This is a genomic window from Pseudomonas sp. CVAP#3 (assembly GCF_018986375.1).
In the GTDB taxonomy this organism is placed as follows: Bacteria; Pseudomonadota; Gammaproteobacteria; order Pseudomonadales; family Pseudomonadaceae; genus Aquipseudomonas; species Aquipseudomonas helvetica.
The window spans coordinates 727,390-748,437 of the sequence record NZ_JAHMSC010000001.1 but is presented as its reverse complement, the minus strand read 5'-3'; the positions used below and the strand labels follow the sequence as shown (position 1 = coordinate 748,437).

The 21,048-nt window shown below is 59.0% G+C and carries 19 protein-coding genes; 10 read left to right on the top strand and 9 right to left on the bottom strand.

Going from position 1 to position 21,048, the window contains the following annotated elements:
* Positions 1 to 174: 174 nt before the first annotated feature.
* The 3 genes from KRR23_RS03455 to KRR23_RS03445 are packed head-to-tail and all read left to right on the top strand — an operon-like array spanning position 175 to position 3,740.
* On the top strand, positions 175 to 834 hold the full coding sequence (locus KRR23_RS03455; protein WP_216741322.1) for a paraquat-inducible protein A: 660 nt from the start codon (positions 175 to 177) through the stop codon (positions 832 to 834).
* A complete protein-coding gene (locus KRR23_RS03450) occupies positions 821 to 1,444 on the top strand; it encodes a paraquat-inducible protein A (protein WP_019693707.1) in 624 nt (207 codons plus the stop codon). The genes KRR23_RS03455 and KRR23_RS03450 overlap by 14 nt, the downstream gene beginning before the upstream one ends.
* Entirely contained in the window at positions 1,437 to 3,740 is a 2,304-nt protein-coding gene (locus KRR23_RS03445) for a PqiB family protein (RefSeq protein WP_216741321.1), read from the top strand. Before KRR23_RS03450 ends, KRR23_RS03445 begins: the two co-directional genes overlap by 8 nt.
* Before the next feature lie 75 nt (positions 3,741 to 3,815).
* Here KRR23_RS03445 and mksF read toward each other — a convergent pair whose 3' ends face one another.
* From mksF to mksB, 3 genes are read right to left on the bottom strand one after another with little or no spacing between them, the layout of a single operon-like run.
* Positions 3,816 to 6,656, bottom strand: coding sequence for an Mks condensin complex protein MksF (mksF, locus tag KRR23_RS03440; RefSeq protein ID WP_216741320.1), 2,841 nt, complete (start codon positions 6,654 to 6,656; stop codon positions 3,816 to 3,818).
* Positions 6,653 to 7,354 carry an Mks condensin complex protein MksE gene (gene mksE, locus KRR23_RS03435; protein WP_216741319.1) on the bottom strand — a complete coding sequence of 234 codons (702 nt, stop codon included), beginning with the start codon at positions 7,352 to 7,354 and terminating at the stop codon, positions 6,653 to 6,655. Before mksE ends, mksF begins: the two co-directional genes overlap by 4 nt.
* Entirely contained in the window at positions 7,344 to 8,621 is a 1,278-nt protein-coding gene (gene mksB / locus KRR23_RS03430; RefSeq protein ID WP_178098849.1) for an Mks condensin complex protein MksB, read from the bottom strand. The genes mksE and mksB overlap by 11 nt, the downstream gene beginning before the upstream one ends.
* Positions 8,622 to 8,838: 217 nt before the next feature.
* Between mksB and KRR23_RS03425 the strand changes: the two genes are divergently transcribed.
* Both KRR23_RS03425 and rimI read left to right on the top strand, forming a co-directional pair.
* Positions 8,839 to 9,585, top strand: coding sequence for an energy transducer TonB (locus tag KRR23_RS03425; RefSeq protein ID WP_216741356.1), 747 nt, complete (start codon positions 8,839 to 8,841; stop codon positions 9,583 to 9,585).
* On the top strand, positions 9,578 to 10,030 hold the full coding sequence (rimI, locus tag KRR23_RS03420) for a ribosomal protein S18-alanine N-acetyltransferase (protein WP_054595585.1): 453 nt from the start codon (positions 9,578 to 9,580) through the stop codon (positions 10,028 to 10,030). The genes KRR23_RS03425 and rimI overlap by 8 nt, the downstream gene beginning before the upstream one ends.
* 166 nt (positions 10,031 to 10,196) lie before the next feature.
* On the opposite strand, the gene KRR23_RS03415 is transcribed toward rimI, so the two are convergent.
* Positions 10,197 to 10,601 (bottom strand): serine kinase/phosphatase, encoded by a 405-nt coding sequence (locus tag KRR23_RS03415; protein WP_216741318.1) that lies wholly within the window; start codon positions 10,599 to 10,601, stop codon positions 10,197 to 10,199.
* 152 nt (positions 10,602 to 10,753) lie between these two features.
* Here KRR23_RS03415 and can point away from each other — a divergent pair, with 152 nt between their 5' ends.
* Entirely contained in the window at positions 10,754 to 11,398 is a 645-nt protein-coding gene (gene can, locus KRR23_RS03410) for a carbonate dehydratase (protein WP_054595587.1), read from the top strand.
* 21 nt (positions 11,399 to 11,419) lie between these two features.
* On the opposite strand, the gene KRR23_RS03405 is transcribed toward can, so the two are convergent.
* From KRR23_RS03405 to KRR23_RS03395, 3 genes are all read right to left on the bottom strand, one after another.
* Entirely contained in the window at positions 11,420 to 11,941 is a 522-nt protein-coding gene (locus tag KRR23_RS03405) for a lysine methyltransferase (RefSeq protein WP_216741317.1), read from the bottom strand.
* Between the two features lie 182 nt (positions 11,942 to 12,123).
* On the bottom strand, positions 12,124 to 13,290 hold the full coding sequence (locus tag KRR23_RS03400; protein ID WP_216741316.1) for a hypothetical protein: 1,167 nt from the start codon (positions 13,288 to 13,290) through the stop codon (positions 12,124 to 12,126).
* A 112-nt stretch (positions 13,291 to 13,402) separates the two neighbouring features.
* The gene (locus KRR23_RS03395) at positions 13,403 to 15,100 is read right to left on the bottom strand and encodes an acid phosphatase (protein WP_216741315.1); all 1,698 of its coding nucleotides are present in this window, start codon (positions 15,098 to 15,100) and stop codon (positions 13,403 to 13,405) included.
* A 265-nt stretch (positions 15,101 to 15,365) separates the two neighbouring features.
* Here KRR23_RS03395 and KRR23_RS03390 point away from each other — a divergent pair, with 265 nt between their 5' ends.
* Both KRR23_RS03390 and KRR23_RS03385 read left to right on the top strand, forming a co-directional pair.
* Positions 15,366 to 15,656 carry a nucleotidyltransferase family protein gene (locus KRR23_RS03390; RefSeq protein WP_103318394.1) on the top strand — a complete coding sequence of 97 codons (291 nt, stop codon included), beginning with the start codon at positions 15,366 to 15,368 and terminating at the stop codon, positions 15,654 to 15,656.
* Positions 15,653 to 15,997, top strand: coding sequence for a DUF86 domain-containing protein (locus KRR23_RS03385; RefSeq protein ID WP_216741314.1), 345 nt, complete (start codon positions 15,653 to 15,655; stop codon positions 15,995 to 15,997). Before KRR23_RS03390 ends, KRR23_RS03385 begins: the two co-directional genes overlap by 4 nt.
* Before the next feature lie 42 nt (positions 15,998 to 16,039).
* Here the strand turns inward: KRR23_RS03385 and KRR23_RS03380 are convergent, their stop codons facing one another.
* Positions 16,040 to 17,458, bottom strand: coding sequence for a TIGR00366 family protein (locus KRR23_RS03380; RefSeq protein ID WP_216741313.1), 1,419 nt, complete (start codon positions 17,456 to 17,458; stop codon positions 16,040 to 16,042).
* 203 nt (positions 17,459 to 17,661) lie between these two features.
* Between KRR23_RS03380 and KRR23_RS03375 the strand changes: the two genes are divergently transcribed.
* Positions 17,662 to 18,978, top strand: a complete 1,317-nt coding sequence (locus KRR23_RS03375) for an MFS transporter (RefSeq protein WP_216741312.1) — start codon at positions 17,662 to 17,664, stop codon at positions 18,976 to 18,978.
* Between the two features lie 6 nt (positions 18,979 to 18,984).
* Here KRR23_RS03375 and KRR23_RS03370 read toward each other — a convergent pair whose 3' ends face one another.
* On the bottom strand, positions 18,985 to 19,500 hold the full coding sequence (locus tag KRR23_RS03370) for a RidA family protein (RefSeq protein ID WP_216741311.1): 516 nt from the start codon (positions 19,498 to 19,500) through the stop codon (positions 18,985 to 18,987).
* A gap of 213 nt (positions 19,501 to 19,713) precedes the next feature.
* Here KRR23_RS03370 and KRR23_RS29270 point away from each other — a divergent pair, with 213 nt between their 5' ends.
* Positions 19,714 to 21,030 carry a PAS domain-containing methyl-accepting chemotaxis protein gene (locus KRR23_RS29270; RefSeq protein ID WP_216741310.1) on the top strand — a complete coding sequence of 439 codons (1,317 nt, stop codon included), beginning with the start codon at positions 19,714 to 19,716 and terminating at the stop codon, positions 21,028 to 21,030.
* Positions 21,031 to 21,048: the final 18 nt, after the last annotated feature.

Sequence of the window (21,048 nt, the reverse complement as noted above, 5' to 3'; positions counted from 1 at the left end):
CCATGTGAGAGTAGGTCATCGTCAAGATTAAATTCCGAAACCCCAATTGCGAAAGCAGTTGGGGTTTTGTTTTGCCTGCGAGAAAGTTGATTCCGGAATCCGGACAAATTTGCACAGTTATTTCTCGGCCAGAACACTAGAATAGGCCGGTCATTTTCAGAGCCCGAGCCCTTTATGCCAGATCCGGTTGACGCCCCTGGGCTGTCAGATTTACCGCTGGACGACTTGGTGGCGTGTCATGAGTGCGATTTACTGATGCGCAAGCCGCAACTCGCTCATGGTGAGAAAGCCCTATGTCCGCGCTGTGGTTATGAGCTCTACGCCCACCGGCACAATGTCGTAGAGCGTAGCCTCGCCTTAGTGATCGCCGCGCTGCTGTTGTATGTTCCGGCGAACTTTTTACCCATCATGCAACTCCATCTACTCGGACAGTCGTCGCACGACACTGTCTGGAGTGGCGTCGTTGGCCTATTCGATACCGGGATGCAAGGCGTAGCGGTAGTGGTGTTTCTGTGCAGCATGGGAATCCCGTTGCTCAAGTTGCTCTGTCAGTTATTGGTACTGCTGAGCGTTCGTTTTGATATAGGGCGCAGCTACGGCTTGCTGCTCTATCGCATTTATCACCATCTACGCGACTGGGGAATGCTCGAGGTCTATTTGATGGGCGTGCTGGTGGCCATCGTCAAACTGGCGGACCTTGCGTCGATAACGGTTGGCTTGGGTCTGGTGTGCTTTATCAGTTTGCTATTGCTGCAGGTTTTGCTTGAGGTAGTGATGTCGCCTCATCAGATCTGGCAAGCGCTGTCAGGAGAGGATGCTCATGCGGGCAATTGATGCAGGCATTCTGATTTGTATCGAATGCCATGAGCTTAACAAGCAGGAACCGGACACCGACGAGCAGACATGTACTCGCTGTGGAGCACTGGTCCATGCGCGTCGCCCCAATAGTTTGATGCGCACCTGGGCGTTGCTGATTACCGCGGCGATTCTCTATATACCCGCTAATGTGTTGCCGATCATGACCGTCAGTACATTAGGACAGGGTGAAGGCGATACCATCATGTCCGGCGTAATCACCCTGGTTCAGCACGGGATGTTTCCGATTGCTGCCGTGGTGTTTGTCGCCAGTATTCTGGTACCGACCTTCAAATTGGTGGGCATCGCATTGCTGTTGTTTTCGGTACAGCGGCGTCAGCCTTTATCCGCACGGCAACGCATCGTGATGTATCGGTTTATCGAGTTCATTGGTCGATGGTCAATGCTGGATATTTTCGTGATCGCCATTCTGGTGGCGGTGGTGAACTTTGGTCGACTTGCCAGTATCGAGGCGAATCTCGGTGCGGTGGCCTTCGCCAGTGTGGTGATTTTAACAATGCTTGCTGCAGTAACTTTCGATCCCCGACTGATTTGGGATAACACGGAGTCGGACGACGACCATGACTGATTTGCCTAAAGCTAAAACTCGACCGGCTTCGAACTGGTCGGCCATTTGGGTTCTGCCCCTGATCGCCTTGATGATTGGCGGATGGCTGGGCTGGCGTGCCTACAATGAGACCGGCATCGAGGTTCAGGTGCGCTTCGAAAGTGGCGAAGGCATTCAGGTCAACAAGACCGAAGTTGTCTACAAAGGTATGCCGGTCGGCAAGGTAAAAAGCCTGACGCTGGATGACGAGGGAAAAACCCGCGGGGTTATCGCTACCATCGAAATGAACAAGGACGTTGAACAGTACCTGAAGACCAGCACGCGCTTCTGGCTGGTTAAGCCGAGCGTCACCCTGGCCGGGATTACTGGCCTGGAAACGTTGGTTTCAGGTAACTACGTGGCGATCAGCCCGGGAGAGGGTGAGCCAAGCCGCAAGTTCACCGCCTTGACCAAAGAGCCACCGCTGTCTGACTCCAAGCCAGGCTTGCACTTGACCATCAAGGCTGATCGTCTGGGTTCCCTGAACCGTGGCAGTCCGGTGTTCTATAAGCAGATCCAGGTCGGCCAGGTGAAAAGCTACTTGCTGTCCGAAGACCAGAGCACTGTCGAGATCAAAGTCTTTATCGAACCCACCTACGCCAACCTGGTGCGCAAATATACGCGTTTCTGGAATGCCAGCGGGATCAGCATCGATGCCAACCTGTCAGGGGTAAAAGTGCGCAGCGAGTCGCTGGCCAGTATCGTTGCGGGCGGTATCGCCTTCGCCACGCCGGACAACCGCAAAGACAGCCCGCCCACCGACCCAAGCTTGCCGTTTCGTCTCTATGAAGACTTCGACGCCGCTCAGGCCGGTATTCGTGTCAAAGTGAAACTCAGCGACTTCGAAGGCCTGCAGGCCGGCCGCACACCCGTGATGTACAAAGGCATCCAGGTCGGTAACCTGAAAGCGCTCAAGATCGACCCGGACTTGTCCAGTGCCACGGCCGAGCTGACCCTTGATCCACTGGCCGAGGATTACCTGGTGACCGGGACCCAGTTCTGGGTGGTCAAACCTTCAATCTCGCTGGCCGGGATCACCGGGTTGGAGGCGTTGGTAAAAGGTAATTACATTGCCGTGCGCCCTGGCGACAAGGGCGGCGCGCCGCAACGCGAATTCGAAGCCCGGCCGAAGCCGCCGCCGCTGGATCTGCGTTCTCCAGGTCTGCACCTGGTGCTGTTCACCGAAAACCTCGGTTCGCTGGAAGTCGGCAGCCCGATTCTCTACAAGCAGGTCAAGGTCGGTTCGGTGCAGAGCTATCAGTTCTCGCGTACCAAAAAGCAGTTGGTCATCGGTGTACACATCGAGAAGGAGTACGAAGGACTGGTCAACGCCTCGACGCGATTCTGGAACGCCAGCGGAATTACCCTGACCGGTGGCCTCACCGGCGGGATTCAGGTCAAAAGTGAATCTCTGCAAAGCCTGATGGCCGGCGGTATTGCGTTCGAAACACCGAAAGCTACGGCGCCGTTGCAGAAGCGGATTCCGCGTTTCCGTTTGTTCGCCAACCGTGACGAGGCGAGCCAGAAAGGCGCTGTAGTCACGATCAAAGTCGATCGTGCCGACGGTTTGCGTACCGGAACGCCGATTCGCTTCAAAGGTCTGGATGTCGGTAAGGTAGAAAACGTCGACCTCAGTGATGATCTGCAGTCGGTGCTGCTTACCGCACGCATCACCGAAGTGCCGGAGCGCATTGCTCGAGTCGGCAGCCAGTTCTGGGTGGTCAAGCCGGAGCTGGGCCTGATCAAAACGTCCAACCTGGAAACCCTGGTCACCGGGCAATACATCGAGGTTCAGCCCGCCGCGAAAAACCTTGGTCTACAGAAAAATTTCGTGGCACTGGCCAATCCTCCGGAGTCTGCCAAGGAAGAGGCCGGTCTGAGTCTGGTGTTGAGCGCCGCTCGCCGTGGTTCGCTGAAAACCGGCGTGCCGGTGACTTATCGTGAAATTACCGTCGGCAAAGTCACCGGCTATGAACTGGGTCAAACGGCGGATCGCGTGTTGGTCCACATCCTGATCGAGCCGAAGTACGCGCCGTTGGTACGCAGCGGAACACGTTTCTGGAACACCAGCGGCTTTGGCCTGGACTTCGGCCTGTTCAAAGGCGCAACGGTGCGGACCGAGTCGCTGGAGACGCTGATTCAGGGCGGCATTGCGTTCGCTACTCCGGAAGGAGATCGCATGGGCAGTCCGGCACGGCCCGAGCAGACCTTCCCGCTTTTCGACAAATTCGAAGATGAATGGCTGACCTGGGCGCCGAAGATTTCCCTCGGCAAATAACCCGCAACGGCGAGCATAAAAAAGGCCGCGATCCATTGGATCGCGGCCTTTTTCGTTACGACACCGGTGAGAGGATCAGACCTCGTCCAGTTCCGGTTCAGTCGACTCAACGTTGACTACTGCCTTCACCTCGTCATGCCGGCGAATGTACTTCCAGTCCGCCTCGTCGATGTAGATACCATGCGGCCCGCTGCCGCCTTCCAGGTCGATTGCGACACTGGCGCAGACCTGTGGCTTCACACTGGCGAGGATCGGCACGAAGCCCAGTTGCAAGCTGGTTTCCAGCAAGGCGGCCTGGTTCTTCTCGTCGATGTCCGCCGCCTCGTCGAGGTAGTACGGCAAACGTACGCGCCCAGCTTGATCACGGTCCATCAAGTGCAGCAACAAGTACATGTTAGTCAGCGCCTTGATGGTCATGGTGGTGCCGTTGGACGCAGCGCCATCGATGTCGGTGTGAATCACCGGCGATCCGTTGACCTTGGTGATTTCGAACGCCAGCTCGAACAGATCCTTCAGGCCCAACTGGTTGTGGTTCGCTGCCACCAACCGCGCCAGGTATTCCTTGGCTTCTTCGTTCTTGTTGTCCTGATCGGCGCTTTGGCTCAGGTCGAACACCGACAGGGTTTCGCCTTCCTCATACTGACCGGCACTGTGGATGATCTGGTCGATATGTTTGAGGGCTTCCTTGTTCGGCGCCAGCACGATGCGGAAACTTTGCAGGTTGGAGACCTGACGCTTGTTGATCTCGCGGTTGAACAGCGCAAGTTGGTGTTCAAGGCTGTCGTAGTCGCTGCGAATGTTGCGCAGGGTCCGGGCGATGTCGGTGACCGCTGCACGGCGGGCCTTGCCGAGGGTCAGGGCTTCGTCGGTGCGGTGCGCGTAAGCGTTGATCAGCAATTGCAGGCGACGCTCGACATCGTCTTCGCTGTCGAACTTGGCCACGCCCTTGAGGCGAACCTGCGCATAAAGCGCTTCGATCTGCCCGTCGACACGCAGCAGGCCTTGCCAGCTGTCCTGATAGTCATTGAGCAGTGGCAGCAGGTTGTCCATGGAATCGTCGATCGGGTCCATGAACGGCGTACCGAACGGCAGGTCTGCCGGCAACAGCTGACGGCGGCGCAGGGCATCGTCGAGAGTGCGTTGCTTGGCTTCCATGTCGCCGATCTGCCGGCCGACCAGTTGCAGCTTGGCCGACAGTTGCTGGACGCGTTCGGTGAAGGCGTCGCTGGAGCGCTTCAACTCGTCCTGCGCAGCTTCCATCTGCGCCAGCTGTTCCAGCTTGTCGCCTTCCTCGGCGCTCAGGGTTTGCGAGCGGCGGAAGTCTTCCAGGGCTTTTTGCGCATCCAGCACTTGCTGGTACAGCGCTTCGGTCTGGGTCTTGCTGGCCGCGCGGTCCGCCACGACGGCCGCTTGGGTTTTCAGTTGCTTGAGTTCTTTGTCCAGACGGTCTTTCTGGTCACGCAGCGCGGCGCGGTCGGCCAAGGCTTGCAGGGCCGGTGGTTCGATGTGCGACAGGTCGATGGACAGGCCCGGCACTTCGAAGCGCTCGCCCTTGAAGCCGTCGAGGATCAGCTCCATGGATTTGACCCACTGGCCGTCTTCGTCCAGGGCAATGCCATGTTCGCCCAGCGGCAAGCTGAACAGCGCACTGTTGAACAGTCGCATCAGGCGTTCGACGTCCTGTTGCGAGAACTCTTCGCGCAAGCGGGCGTAGCTATTGTTGTCGGCGTGATCGAGTTGCTGCTTGACCGATTTCAGGCGTTTTTCCAGATCCCGCAGACGCTCTTCGAGGTCTTCGGCACTGAATTGACGGGACTGTGCCAGCGCACCGGCCAGTTCATCGTGCGCGTCCTTGGCGGCGAGCAGTTGCTGCTCAAGCACCTTGACGTCATCGACCAGGGCGAAGCGATGCTTGAGCACAGACAACTCGCCGAGCCAGCGCTGGATTCCAGTGATTTCGCGCTCCAGGCGCATCAGTTCCTGAGTCCCGCCGCGTTGATCGTTTTGCAGTGCGTCCTGCTCGTTGCGGTAGTGTTCGGCCTGAATCGTCAGCTCTTCCTTGCGCGCGCTGGCGTAGTCCGACCAGGTGCCGAGCAACGAGTCGAGCAGCGGCGAGATGCGGTGCAACTTGCCGCGCAGAATGTTGCGCTGAGTCACCCCTGCGGACAGTGCCTCGACCAACGGACCGGCGGTGACCAGGGAGTTGTAGTCCTGCTCCATGCGGCGCACGTCGCGGAAGGCTTCTTCGCAGGCGGCGATGTAATCGACGCTGCCGGAACGCAGGCTGTGTTCAAAGGCATCGAGGAACAGTTGCTTGAGCTTGGCCGCAGTGATTTCACGCATGTGCAGCAGGTTGATGAACAGCGCGCGGAAGGTCTTCAGGCTCTGCTCGCTGGTGGAGCGCAGCGGGATCAGTGTCAGGTCCAACGGGACTGACGTGTGGCCACCGACCAGCAAGCGGCGCAGCTCATCCGGCTTGAGTTCGTAGGCTTTCAAGCCTTCGCGCTCAAGGTTGGTGAACAGCTCTTTCTGGCGCAGGCAAGTATCGTTTTTCTGGTAATGGGCCAGGTCCAGTTTGCCGGCGTAGGCGAAGAACTGGTGACCGAAACCACCGCCCGGGCCACGTCCTACCACGCCAATCACATGGGGGCCGTGGGGCAGGGCGACTTCGACCAGGATGTAACTGGTGTCGGTGGCGAAGTAGAAACGCCGCGACTGTTCAAGGCTGTACTTGCCGAAGCTCATGTCCGACATGCGCGCCAGGATCGGGAACTGCAAGGCGTTAATCGAGGCGGATTTACCGAGGTTGTTCGCGCCGTAGACCGACAGCGGCTCTTCCAGCGGGAACAGACCGAGGCTGTAACCAGCGGTGTTCAAAAGGGCAAAGCGGCGAATTCCGTAGCGTTCCTTGCTCATGCGTCGAGCTCCTGTTCTTCGGCAATGGCGCGCGCCAGCGCGTCTTCTTCGCTGTCTTCCACGAAGTCACTCAAGTCCAGCGGATCATCGGTTTTCAGCAGTTTCTCGTCGCTGTCGTCATCGATCAGCACCGGCGCCGGCAATGGCAGCACGCTGTGCAGACTGGCGGCCAGATCGCGGTCTTGCTGGACCGATAGGCAAACATCGAGGAAACGGTGCATCGGCGGCAGGAAACGGTAGATGCCGTTCTCTTCGCCAGCGAAACCGAGTTGAGTCATGCGGCGCATGATCTTTTCTTCCAGCTCTTCCTGGGTTTGTACTTCGGCCTGAATGAACAGGTCGCGGTATTTTTCCAGTAACGAAGGCAGTTCATCGCGGCCGAGGCTACCGCCATCAAGCACGGCGATCGGGTCGCGACCCTGATCAGCCAGATGCTCGACGAGGATGAAGGTGAACAATGCCAAACGTTGGGCGGTCTTGTTCACCGCCGCAGCGGCGAGGTCCGGCACAAAGTAGTAGAAGCCGCGGGTGTCGCAGACCAGTTCAAACCCCAGGGCCTTGAACAGCGTGCGGTATTGGTCCTGAAAGTTCGACAGCTGCGCGTACAGTTCTGGATCGCGACGGCTGACGTGGTAGCCCTTGAACAGCTCGCGAAAGATCGGCGCCAGCTGAGACAGTTCGGATAGATCAAGATGCATGAGGTGTGCTCGCAGAATTCTCGGGCGCGTCATCGCGGGCCGAGAGCAGGGCGAAGGAGCGCAGGCTGACCTGGTGCTCGTGAGTGTGGTAATCGCGGCGTTCCAGACGCTCGCGCTTGAAGCGTTTTTCCCGCGACAGGCGGGAGAACCAGTACAGCAACTCGTCGGTCGCGCCGTCCGGTTCCTGTTCCAGCAGCCAGGTCATCAAGTCCGGCATCGGCAGCGCGTCCTCGCAGCGTTCGAGCATTTCCCGAACGGTGCGCGGTGCACGCGGGGCTTCGCCTTTTTGGGTTTTGTGGGCCTTGGGGAAACGTGCCGGTTTTGGCTCGAAACGCGCCAGTGCATAAACGTAGGCTTCGACCTGACTGGCGCTGCCGAGGAAGGTGCTTTGCGGGCGGGTGAACATCGGCATCGCCGCTTGTGGCACTGCGTCGATGCCCTTGCGGCGGATCATCGACAGCGCCAGCGCCGCGCCACGGGTTACGGCGTTGTGCCGACGGGCCTCTTCACGCAGCGGCAGCAACAGCTCGCGAGCATGACGCAAGGTCAGTTGGGCGCTGGTCTGCATTTCGAGGATGCGTGCGTGGGTGCGCAACAGCATGTCGTCGTCGACCAGGTGGCCGAGGCGCTGTTGTTCGCTGAGCATGCGCAGCAGCACGTTTTCAACCTTGCGCACGCCTTGCTCGAAGGCGCCGTCGGCGTTGACCAACTGAATCATCGGCTCGACGTATTCGTCCCACGTCGCCAGCACTTCGGCATAACGCTGACGCAGCGGAATCTGCCGGTCGCTGGTCTTGGCCCGTTCGGCGACGGCCACCAGGGCTTGTTCGTCGTTGGCGAGCTTTTTCAGGACATCGCGCACGCGCATGTCGAGCAAACGCAGCTGGCGTGCCAGATCATTGCCGTCGCGGATGTCGAAAGCGTCCTGAATGTAACCGGCCAGCCGCTCCAGATGGCGCAGGTAGGCTTCGATTTCCAGGCACAGGCCCAGACGGTGCTCACGGCGCAGGTAGGCGAGGAAGTCGTGAATCTGCGCGTTCAGCTCAAAACGGTTCGGGCTTTTGGCCACCGGAACCAGAATATCGAGGCGGATCCACACGTCCAGCAGGCTGGTGATGTCCTGTGGCGTGCTGTCCAGTTGCTGGGCGGCCAGCTGTGAGCGCAGTTCGTTGAGGCTCAGGGTGCCTTGGTCGAAGTGCTCGCACAAAGGCTCCAGAAGTGCCCAGTGTTCGGCGAGGGCGCGCAAGACGCGCTTGGGTTCGATCATTGGAATGGCCGGCTGGTTGGCGATTAAAAGCAGCGATTGTACTGCATCACGTGCGATGGGAATCACTCTCGAGGGATCGGCGGGACGGACAGTCGCTTTTCTATCGATCAACTGCGGGCGATCTTGAGCGAAGGGCGGTAGAATCCCTGCACTTCAGTTATCCACAAGTGGCCGACCTTTGCTTATCGAGTCCCGTCGCCGCGCCTATTTGACTGCCATGCAGGTGGTCAACTGGCTGCCGCGCACCGAATTGCCCTTTGCCGCGCCGTCGCGGCCCGAGCTGCTGGAAGCGCCAGAGCCGTTGGTCGAGACGCCGATTGTGCCCGCTCAGGTCGCGAAAGCTGCCGCAGAGCCTGTGGCCAAGCCGGCCGAGCGGGTCAAGGTCGAAGTGCCGCGCCCAACGCCTTCGGTCGCGCGCCCGGCGAGCAAGCCGGTCGAGGACGCCGAAGACGCACCGGTCGTGACCAAGGCGCCGCAAGTGCCACCGCCGCGTTTTGCCCTGCAATTGCTGCGTGCCGGCCGTTGCCTGCTGCTGGTGGAGTTACCCACAGGCGGTGCGTTCCAGACTCGCGATCCGGCCTACTTGCTGCTCAAGGACATGCTGCGCGCCGCCGGTCTCCCGGACAGCCCGCAAATTGTCGGCGAACCGGTCCGCTGGCCGCTGCTGGTACGCGGAACGATGGATCAGGGCCCGGAAGCTGCCCGCGATTTCGTTCAAGGGTTCCTTTCGGCTCGCCTGGAAGACGCGCCTTGTGTATGCCTGTGGTTGATCGGCCTGCCGGCGGTGCGTTTTGCCGGTGAGGCGAACGCTGAATCTTACAATCGTGAGCTTCAGGTCGAAGGCCTGGGGTCGGTCTGGGCGCTGCCCGGCCTGGAATTATTAATGGAAGAGCCACAGCGTAAGGCTGATGCCTGGCAAGCCATGCGTCGGCTGATGGCGCGTTGGAAAGAATCGAATGAGTGATGCTGTATCGTTCCGCCCGATGACCGAAGCGGATTTGGACGCTGTACTGAAAATCGAATACGCGGCGTTCAGCCATCCCTGGACCCGTGGGATTTTTCTAGATGGTCTGGGCAAGTACCAGATCTGGCTGATGTTCGAAGGTCAGCAACAGGTTGGCCACGGTGTGGTGCAGATCATCCTTGATGAGGCGCATCTGCTGAACATCACGGTCAAACCGGAAAATCAGGGGCGTGGGCTGGGTTTGAGGCTGCTTGAGCACTTGATGTCCCGTGCCTATGAAGCCAAAGCCCGGGAATGTTTCCTGGAAGTGCGCGACAGCAATCAGGCGGCATTCCGTCTGTATGAGCGTTATGGTTTCAATGAAGTCGGTCGCCGTCGCGATTACTACCCGGCGGTCGGTGGGCGTGAAGATGCGGTGGTGATGGCCTGCACGTTGGTGGATTGATACATAACCATTGTGGCGAGGGAGCTTGCTCCCGCCGGCCGGCCGGCCGGTCCGCGCTCGGGCGAAGCAGTCGTAAAATCGGCTAACGCGCTCTTTCTGATAAATCGCGTTGGTGATTTCAGGGCCGATTCTCGACCCAACGCGAGCAAGCTCCCTCGCCACAGGTTCAACGATTGCCATCAACCGGATCGCGCTCCGCCATTTCAGCCTCATCCAGCCCGTTGCCGCCGCCGATCTCGTCCTCATCGACAATGCTCAAGTCCCAATCAGCCTGTTCGCCTTCTCCGGCCTCGTGGGCGTCACGGGCGCCATCTTCACGGATCAGGTTTCCGGGGCTCATGTCGTCATCGGTGGACTCGTCGTCATCGGCCGAGTCCCCGGTCATACTCGCTTCACGTACGCGCTCTGTGGGCATTCGTTGCTCACGCTCGTGCTCGCGAGTCAGGCCACCGATTGTTTCGCTGGGTTCTTCCTCATCGAAATCCAGTTCGCGCATCGAACCCATGCGGTCTTCGTTGTCGTCGATAGGCTCGGGTTGGACCGCGCCGTAAGGACGTCGTGAATCAGTCATGGAAAATCCTCATAATGTGGGGCCTTATAGGGTGGACAGGCGTTACCCTTAAAGATTCCAAGGCATTTTACGTTCGGCTACCTGCAACACCGGCGTGACCCAGACGGACGGTTGTCTGTCAAAGCAACGCACCATTCTTGAGGCTTCAGAGCATGAACGAATTACAAGATCTGATTGATAACAACGCGCGTTGGGCCGATGCGATCAAGCAGGAAGATCCTGACTTCTTCGCCAAGCTGGCCCGCCAACAGACGCCGGAATACCTGTGGATCGGTTGCTCCGACGCGCGCGTACCGGCCAACGAAATCGTCGGCATGTTGCCTGGTGACTTGTTCGTACACCGTAACGTTGCCAACGTGGTGCTGCACACAGACCTTAACTGCCTGTCAGTGATTCAGTACGCGGTGGATGTGCTGAAGGTCAAACACATCCTGGTCACCGGCCATTACGGTTGCGGCGGCGTGCGCGCCTCGATGCAGGACCGCCAGTTGGGCCTGATCGACGGCTGGCTGCGCTCGATTCGCGATCTTTATTACGAACACCGCGAAGAGCTTGGCCAATTGCCGACTGAAGAAGAGCGGGTCGACCGTCTCTGCGAACTCAACGTGATCCAGCAAGTGGCCAATGTCGGTCATACCAGCATTGTGCAAAATGCCTGGCACCGTGGGCAGAGCCTGTCGGTCCATGGTTGCATCTACGGGATCAAGGACGGTCGCTGGAAGAGCCTGAACGCGACCATCAGCGGTTTCGAGCAACTGCCGCCGCAATACCGTTTGCGTCCGGTCGGTGCCTTGTAAACGGCGCTGAGCCTCCGTTTATCAGGGGCTATGTCGATGCCAGTGTTGCAAGAGCTTCTGGCCTTCGGCGTTTGGCGGATCATCGTAGCCGGTGATCCAGCCACGGCAATCGGGCGAGCCGCACTGACAGGCGAACTGACGCGTCAGCTTCTCTTCAGTGCTGGCGTAGTCCATGCACAGCACTGTGCCGGGTGCGATGTCCTTCAGCGCCCATAACCACAGTTCGCTCATGTCGAGAAAGACGTTCGGGTCGCAGGAATGCAGCAGTAGTCCGGAAAAAAACGGGTCGTAGACGTGGATACCCGGCGCCAGTTGCAGGGTATGCAAACGGCGGGTATGGATCAGCAGTCCCGATACCCGACAGATACGACTGATGCGCAGGTAATTGCGCTGTGCCGTGATTGCCGCGCCGCGTCCATCGTCCGTCTGGATAACCGTGAAGTGAGCTCTGGAGGGGTAGCCCTGGCGGGCCCTGAGTTGTTTGTTCGGGTAAATGCAGCTGCTCGACAGCGTAGCTGCCTTGTCCCTGGCCTGGGGTTTCATGACGATCCTTGTTCATTGGGCGCTGCGACCACCGGAGGCTGGCGATCCTGCCAGCCCTGCAGCACATGGGTACGCTTAAAGAGTCTCGCAAATGAAACAAAGGGTCTACTGTCAGATCTGACAGGCGATAGAGGCTGCCTGCTGCGTCAGCGAATGCTTACGCAGCAGGTGTGCCCGCAGGATTACAGGTGCGATGCGGCCAGCGCGGGTGCAGGCACTTTCAACTGGTCGAGTTGGGGTTTGATGTCCGGGGCCGAACACTTGGCTGCAGCTTGCTCGGGCGTCAGATTGCGGATCGAGGTGTAGAACAACTCGCAGGTTTTCTCTTTCTGGGCCACTTGCCAGGTTTGCGTGCAGGTGTTGAGTTGTGTACTCGGGTCACTGGCGGGTTTGCTGCCCATCCCCGCTTGCCAGCAAGCCGCACTCAAGTCCTGGCCCATCACCTTCAAACCCACGGCATCGGCCTTGGCCTGATCGTCGTTATAGTTCGCCGGGTCGGCCGCATACCAGATGTAACTTGGGTGGTTGGAACCCAGCACTGGCACTTTCACACCCGGGGTCGGGATGATTTGTGCCAGCCCTAACACGGCCACGCTCTGCCCATACTGCTCCTTGACCCAGTTACGCACCGGTGCACCGAACGCGACCATTGGCAAGGTCACGCCGCTGGCGGTCTGGCTGAATTGCTTGACCAAGGTGGTCTGGTAGTCCTTGAAGTAGCCGTAGACGCCTTCAAGGTCCTTGCCGGCGGTGGACGGGGCGGCAATCGGCGCGATGTCGATGATGGTCTGGTAGGCCGGTGTTTGTCCGGCGGCGATACCGTTGGCAGTCAGTAGCGTGGCCCAGCGGTCGGTGGTCTTCGATTCCAGGTAGTCCTGGGCCTGGGTCAGCGAATAGTCCGGTGGAAAATGCAGCAGCTCGACGCTTTTGCGGTTTTCCAGCGCCATGCCCAAGGGCAGGAACAGGTACCAGCTGTACGCCCACTTGCCGTCAGCATTCAGCTTGTTGGCGCCGGCGTGGGCCAGATCCCCGGCATCGAGCAATGCAGTCAACGGTTTTGCGTAGTCCTTTGGCACGCCGCTGATGTTTGCGTAGAGTTGATTGTTATCGGTTTTTACCTGGACTTTTGCCGTGGTGTAGCCATCTCGTTGAACACTTTGAGTCAGGTAGTGCTCGACCGTTTGCTCCAGCGTCCAGTTGCGATAGCAAATCACGTTGCAGTTGTTGGGGTAGGCAAACAGCTGAGTTACCCGTTCGGTACTGCCCAGTTTCAGATCGGTATCGGCGTGGGCGGTAGCACTCAAGGTAAGGGCGGCGAGGGTGAGGCTCAATCCTGCGAGTTTGAACATGCTCAGATCCTTTTCAGCGTGGGTCCTCGAAAGCGAGGGCGGTTACATACTGAAACCACTTGCGTTGATAGGTCTAGTACCCACGCGAAAAGATCGCAAGACAGAACAGCAATCAGCCAGGAAAATGCAGCGTATTGCTCAAATCGCCCATCGGCTTCTGACCCCGGGCAATCATTGCGGTATCACGCTGCTTGATCCCGTCGAGCGTCTCAAGCTGGAACACCCGGGTGATCAGCCGCAGGATCGACGCGGTGTCGTACACCGTGTGATCCACCGTACCTTTACGCGCGAATGGCGACACCACCAGCGCCGGTACCCGTGTGCCGGGGCCCCAGCGATCACCTTGCGGCGGCGCGACGTGGTCCCACCAGCCGCCGTTTTCGTCGACCGTGACCACCACCACCATGTTTTTCCACTGCGGGCTTTCGCGCAGTACTTTCAGCGCTCGGACAATATGCCGGTCGCCGGACGCCACATCGGCGTAACCGGCGTGCATGTTCAGGTTGCCCTGGGGTTTGTAGAAGCTCACCGCCGGTAACTTCCCGGCTTCGGCATCGGCAAAAAACCGGTTGGTGCTCGACTCGTCACCCAGACCGCCATCGCGCAGGTGTTTACTGCGTTCGGCCGGGTTTTCCGGGCCCAGTTGCTTGAAGTAGTTGAACGGCTGATGGTGATACTGGAAATTGGGGATCTTCGGAATGCCCCCCGAGTCCTTGAACTGCTCCAGCGTCGCCTGCCAGGCGCCGGCGTACCAGGCCCAGTCGATGTTCTTCTTCGACAGCTTGTCGCCGATGTGTTCGTGAGTTTGCGGCACCAGCACACTGGGTAGATCGGCTTTGGCATATTCCGGGCGTTCCGGGTCGCGGATCCAGGTCGGCCAATAAGGCGGGGCCATGGTGTTGACCGCATAACCATCCGGGGTCAGGGCGCTGGGGCCGAACTGCGGTGGACCGGTCATGGCGCTGGCCGGGGATTTCTCCAGTGGCTTGAGGCGCGTGTCGAGCGGGTCATCGCTTTGCAGTGAAGCGATTTGCGCCTTGGCCACCGAGTTGACGGCATCCGGGTAAAACGGCACAGCGGCACTGATCAGGTATTGATGGTTGAGAAACGAGCCGCCGAACGCACCCTGGAAGAAGTTGTCGCACAGCACGAACTCCCGAGCCACATCCCATAGACGCAGGGAATAACGGCTTTGGGCGTAATGCCCCATGGTCAAGCCGCCCGAGTCGGCCCAGGCGACAAAACGGTCGTTCTTGCCGCCGTTGATCTGCATCTGGTTCTGATAGAACACATGCCACAGATCCCGCGTCACCAGGCCAAACGGCAAGTCTTCGCCATTCGGGCCTTTGAGGGCATAGGGGGCGTTGGGCAAGTGCTCCTGAAATTGGGTTTCGTTCGGATAGGTCACGCCATCGAGGGTTTGCGGACCGATCTGCAACACGCCACCCCATGCCGGCGGCAAGATTTCCAGCAGGCTGCCATCCCGGTCGCGCTGTTGATAATCCTCAGGCTTGAGCGCTGACAACGGCTTTTCAAGGCCTGGGAAGTCGCCGAACAGGTTATTGAAACTGCGGTTCTCGGCGAAGATCACCACCACGTTTTTCACCTGATCGCGCAACACCTTGTCCAGCTCGGCAGGCGACAGCGGCCGCTCTTCCGGCTTGCCCGGCGTGTCGCCAGTGTTGCCGCACGCGCTCAGCGTTGCGCCGACGCCGAGGACTGCGACGCCCCCCAGAAAGCGCCGACGGCTGGTGTCGGTGGGGCTGTCGGTGGAAGGTGGTGTGCCGTTTCCTTCTTTGTCGTCGTTCATCCTGATTCCTGGATCTTTAAGGCATTAATTGGTTACAAAGTATTTCGTGCGGACGGTAGCAACCGAATATGACGAAAATGCTACCGGGTGGTTTACTCGTAGATTGGGGCAAAAGTATTGGAGGGGAGCTCCGCAACTGCTTGAGTGCTTCAAGGCGTTCGCGGCCGCATGTCAGCGAATATTTCGTGACCAGTAATGTTAGCGTTAAGTCTTTGCCAGCGCTGCTAGACTGGCGCCATATTGCTGTGAATCGAGAGGGTACTGCATGAAACCGTCAGCCGCTCTGGACCTCAAACGCGCCGCCGTGCGTGAAGTAGTGGGGCGCTTTCATACCACCAACCCACGTGTTTTCGGCTCGGTGCTACGTGGCACTGACGAGGACGGCAGTGATCTGGATTTATTGGTGGATGCGCTACCGGGGGCAACGCTGTTTGATCTTGGTGGCTTGCAGGTCGAACTGGAGGATTTACTCGGAGTTTCCGTTGATCTGCTGACGCCTGGAGATCTACCGGCAAAGTTTCGTGAGCAGGTGTTGGCTCAGGCGCTCCCCGTATGAACGAGAATCGCCTCGATGACTACCTCGACCATATGCGTCAGGCCGCTGGCGATGCACTGATCTTTGTCGAGGGCCTGATTAAAGAGGAGTTCTTCGACGACAAACGCACTCAGCAAGCCGTCATCATGAGCCTCATCATTATTGGTGAGGCCGCCACCAAAATCATGGATGGTTACCCCGAATTCACCGCGACACACCCCCAAGTGCCATGGCGCAGCATGCGAGGCATGCGCAACCGAATCGCCCACGGCTACTTTGATATCAACCTTGAGGTTGTGTGGGACACGGTTCAGGCAGCGTTGCCGGAGCTGTTGAAATGTTTGCCTGACGTATCTGCGTGACAACCGCACCTACCCGATTGTGGCAGGCGCGACTGTGTTCAGTTACGGCATCACTGGCGCCACATAAGCCAGCGTCGTTCCCAGCGCCCACAGCAGAAACAGCACCAGAGGCGTGTGCACCAGCAGTTGCACGAACGAGAACCCGATCAGGTCCCGCGCCTTCAAGCCGAGCACGCCGAGCAGCGGCAGCATATAGAACGGGTTGATCAGGTTGGGCAGGGCTTCGGCGGCGTTGTAGATCTGTACGGCCCAGCCCAAGTGGTATTTAAGGTCGTTGGCGACTTGCATCACGTACGGCGCTTCGATAATCCATTTACCGCCGCCGGACGGAATGAAGAAACCGAGGATCGCCGAGTACACGCCCATCAGCAGGGCATAGGTGTCGTGGGAAGCAATGCTGACGAAGAAGGTCGAGATGTGGTGCGCCAGGGTCTGGCCGTCGGTGCCTTTGACCACGGTCATCAGCGCGGCGATGGAACCGTACAGCGGGAACTGGATCATCACACCCGTGGTGGTCGGCACCGCACGGGCCACCGCATCCAGGAAGCTGCGCGGGCGCCAGTGCAGCAGTGCGCCAAGCATCAGGAACAGGAAGTTGTAGGTGTTCAGGCCCGAGATCGCGCTGATTGCAGGTTTGGTCGAGAACTCGTGAAATAGCCATCCGGCCGCCAGCAGTACCAGCAAAATGGTCAATATCGGACTGTACTCCAGCCATTCACCAGGGCGAGTGCGTGGTTGTGGTGCCGGTAGGCTGAAGCTTGGGTCGATGCCGCAGGCCTTGGCGTCACGGGCGGAGTTCGGGCCGGGGGCGGTGGCATAGGCGATGATCAACGAGACCACGATCAGCGCCAGCAAGAGCACACCGGACTGCCAGAGGAAAATCGTTTGGGTGAATGGAATCATTCCGGTGATCGACAGGATCGACGGCGGCAAACTGGCCGGGTTGGCCTGCAACTGCGCTGCCGACGAAGACAGCCCCAGCGCCCAGACTGCGCCAAGCCCAAGGTAAGCGGCGGCACCGGCGGCGCGGTAATCCATGTGTAAATCGGTACGACGCGCCAATGCACGTACCAGCAAACCGCCAAACACCAGCGACAGCCCCCAGTTGAGCAATGACGCGACCATGGAAATCAGGGCGACCCAGGCCACGGCCGAGCGACCGTTTTTCGGGATGCGCGCCAGGCGGTCGATCAGTTTCACCGCCGGTGGCGAGCTGGCGACCACATAGCCGCCGATCACCACGAAGGCCATTTGCATGGTGAACGGGATCAGGCTCCAGAAGCCGTCACCGAAGGCCATCGCGGCATCGGTGGGCTTGGCGCCCATGATCATGGTGGCCACGGCAACGATAATGACCGCGAGCGCGGCAAACACCCAGGAGTCGGGAAACCAGCGTTCGGCAAAGTTCGAGCAGTGCAGGGCAAAGCGGGCGGAGCGGCTATCTTCGATTGCGGCGGCCACGGGAGTACCTCGATTTTTATGTTTATTGTGGTGCGAGCCGGGCCGCGCAGGCCCTTGCGGTCAGACATAAACAGTAAATCAATCAAGATGTTTTTGCGGTGCTGTTTTGCACACTTGGGACTATGGTCTAACGGGTTGTTCGAACGCGTTTTTGCGTAGACCATGGGCGCCGTGTGTTTTTTGCCCATTTCAGAGCATTTTTTATGACTGCCATCCTTGATGCACGACCGGCACCGTTCTCCCGGTCTGACTACAAGACCCTGGGCCTGGCGGCGCTCGGCGGGGCGCTGGAAATCTACGACTTCATCATCTTCGTATTTTTCGCCCTGACCCTCAGCCAACTGTTCTTTCCTCCGGAAATGCCCGAGTGGCTGCGTTTGCTGCAAAGTTTCGGGATTTTTGTCACCGGTTACCTGGCGCGGCCGCTGGGCGGGATTCTGATGGCGCACTTCGCAGATCGGCTGGGGCGCAAGAAGGTCTTCAGTCTGAGCATCCTGATGATGGCGTTGCCGTGCCTGCTGATCGGAATCATGCCGACCTACGCCCAGATCGGCTATTTCGCACCGTTGCTGTTGTTGCTCCTGCGAGTGTTACAAGGCGCGGCGGTGGGCGGTGAAGTGCCAAGCGCCTGGGTGTTCGTGGCCGAGCACGCACCGGCCGCGCACCGGGGTTATGCCTTGGGCTTCCTGCAAGCCGGGCTGACCTTTGGTTACTTGATCGGTGCATTGACGGCGACCTTGCTGGCGCGGGTCTACACCCCGACGGAGATCCTCGATTACGCCTGGCGTTACCCGTTTCTGTTAGGTGGCGTGTTCGGGGTGATTGGCGTCTGGTTGCGTCGTTGGCTGAATGAAACCCCGGTGTTCATGGCCATGCAGGCGAGTCGCGAACGGCATGTCGAGCTGCCGCTGCGCACAGTGTTGCGTGAGCATCGGCTGGCAATGCTGCCGGCAGTGCTTCTCACCTGCGTGCTGACCTCGGCGGTGGTGACCTTCGTCGTTATCACCCCGACCATGATGCAGAAAACCTTTGGCATGACCGCCAGTCATACTTTCGCCCTGAGCAGTCTGGGCATCGTGTTTCTGAACGTCGGCTGCGTGATCGCCGGATTGATCGTCGACCGCATCGGTGCCTGGCGCACAGTGATGCTCTACAGCCTGCTGCTACCGTTGGGGATTGGCGTGCTCTACGCCAGCCTGATTGGCGGAGCACACTGGATTGGCCTGGCCTATGCCATTGCCGGTCTGGGTTGCGGGGTGGTCGGTGCGGTGCCGTCGGTGATGGTCAACCTGTTCCCGGCGCGGATTCGCGTCTCGGGTATTTCCTTTACCTACAACATTGCCTACGCCATTTGGGCCAGTATCACGCCGTTGCTGCTGATTGGCCTGATGCCGTGGAGCCCATGGATCTGTGTGATGTTCTGCGCGGTGATGGGGGCGGTCGGGATTGGCGCAGCGCTCTACTTCGGTTCGCGCCTGCCGCGGGTCGATCATGCGGCTGGCATGGCCTGCAGTCCCTGAGGCACTTCAATCGTAGGGTTCATCTTCCTCAAACGGTGCTGGTTCAGGCTCAAGCGCGACGATCATGTCGACTTCGACCGAGGCGTTTTTCGGCAACTGGTACACGCCTACCGAGGTCCGTGTGTGAACACCGGCTTCGGCAAAAATCCGGTAAAGCACCTCCGACGCACCGTCGGCGACTTCACTTTGTTGCGTGAAGTCGGCGGCGCTTTGCACGTAGACGTTAATGCGCAAGATCTTCTTGATACGTTCTAGGTCGCCGAGCAACTGCATGAGGATCGCCAATGCGCGCATCGTGCAGATCTGCGCGGCATACCGGCCTTGATCCAACGACACTTCGGCACCGATCCGGCCCACCACCATTACCGTATTTTCAATGCGTGGAATCTGTCCGCTGACGTACACCTCATCGCCGTTTTGCACCGCAGGCACGTAGTTGCCGCCAATGCGCATTTCACCGTCGAAGCGCTGTCCCAATTGCTGTGCCATGTCTTCAAATAGCGCTTTGCGTGACTGATCCATGCCTCGATTCTCCTATGGGTGGTGATTGTGCACGGCCGACTATAGCGCGTTGAATCGTCCTTCAAAACGCCGTTTTTGAGGCGTTGCGGCGTGCATGCTGGCCAGGTGCCAACTATTTTTGTCGGACAACCCGGCAATGCTCTTCAGAAACACTGCGTAAGGCCGATGGTAAATCTGAAGGACGCTCTCAACCCTGCCCATCGGTGCATCGTAATGTTCAATAAACGCTTGAAGCAGGAGCTGTCGGCTCTTCGTGAGGAACTCTCCAGCCTTCAACAAGTGAAGGAAAGCCTGGAAAGCGAGATGCTCGTGCTAACCCTGGACCCTGATGGGCGGGTGCAATCGATTAACCAGAATTTCGCCCAGGAAATGCTCTACAAGGGCAATGACCTGATTGGTCGGCACATCGAAGAGATCGTTCCGGCCCACGTCAAGACCGATGAATTTCACCAGCGCTTCAAGAATGCCCTGACCCGTGGCGAGCACTTCGCGGGCGCTGTGCGCTTGCTCAGAGGCAATGGCGAGGAAGCGTGGTTGCGCTCTATTGCCCAGCCGGTTCGTAGCTCGGATGGCCGGATAAGACACTTTTCGATTTACTCCAGTGACCTGACCCGAACCATTGAGGCGTCACGTGAACACGAGAACCTGATCGGGGCGTTGGTTCGTTCGACAGCCGTCATCGAGTTCGACCTCAACGGTAATGTGCTGACGGCCAATGAGCGGTTCTTGAACGGTATGGGTTACAGCCTGGCGCAGATCAAAGGCAAACATCACCGCATGTTCTGTGAGCCCGAGGAGTACAACAGCTCCGCGTATCAGGACTTCTGGCGACGCTTGAACGCTGGCGAGTTCGTGGCCGACCGCTTCAAACGCGTCGACAGCCATGGTCGAGTGGTCTGGCTCGAAGCGTCCTACAACCCGGTGCACGACGCGAATGAAAAGCTCTACAAAGTGGTCAAGTTCGCCACTGTGATCACTGATCAGGTCAATCAGGAACAAGCGGTTGCCGAAGCGGCGAACATCGCTTACAGCACCTCATTGCAAACCGACAACTGCGCACAACGCGGAACCGCCGTGGTCACTCAGGCGGTGGACGTGATGCGTGAGCTGGCCAAGCACATGCAGCAGGCTGGCGAAGGCATCGAGGCGCTGAACGAACAGTCGCTGGTGATCGGCACCATCGTCAAAACCATCAGCGGCATTGCCGAACAGACCAACCTGCTGGCGCTCAACGCCGCCATCGAAGCGGCCCGTGCCGGTGAGCAGGGCCGAGGTTTTGCAGTGGTGGCGGACGAGGTCCGGCAACTGGCTTCGCGCACCAGCAAAGCCACCGACGAAATTGTTGGTGTAGTGCGTCAGAACCAGGACATGGCGCGCGATGCCGTGGTGCTGATGACAGATGGCAAGCTCCAGGCCGAACAAGGTTTGGCGCTGGCCGCCGAGGCGGGCACGGTGATCGTCGAGATCCAGGATGGCGCGCAAAAGGTGGTCAACGCGGTCGGGCAGTTCGCCAATCAGCTGTCGACTTAAGCGCGGCTCGAGTGAGCC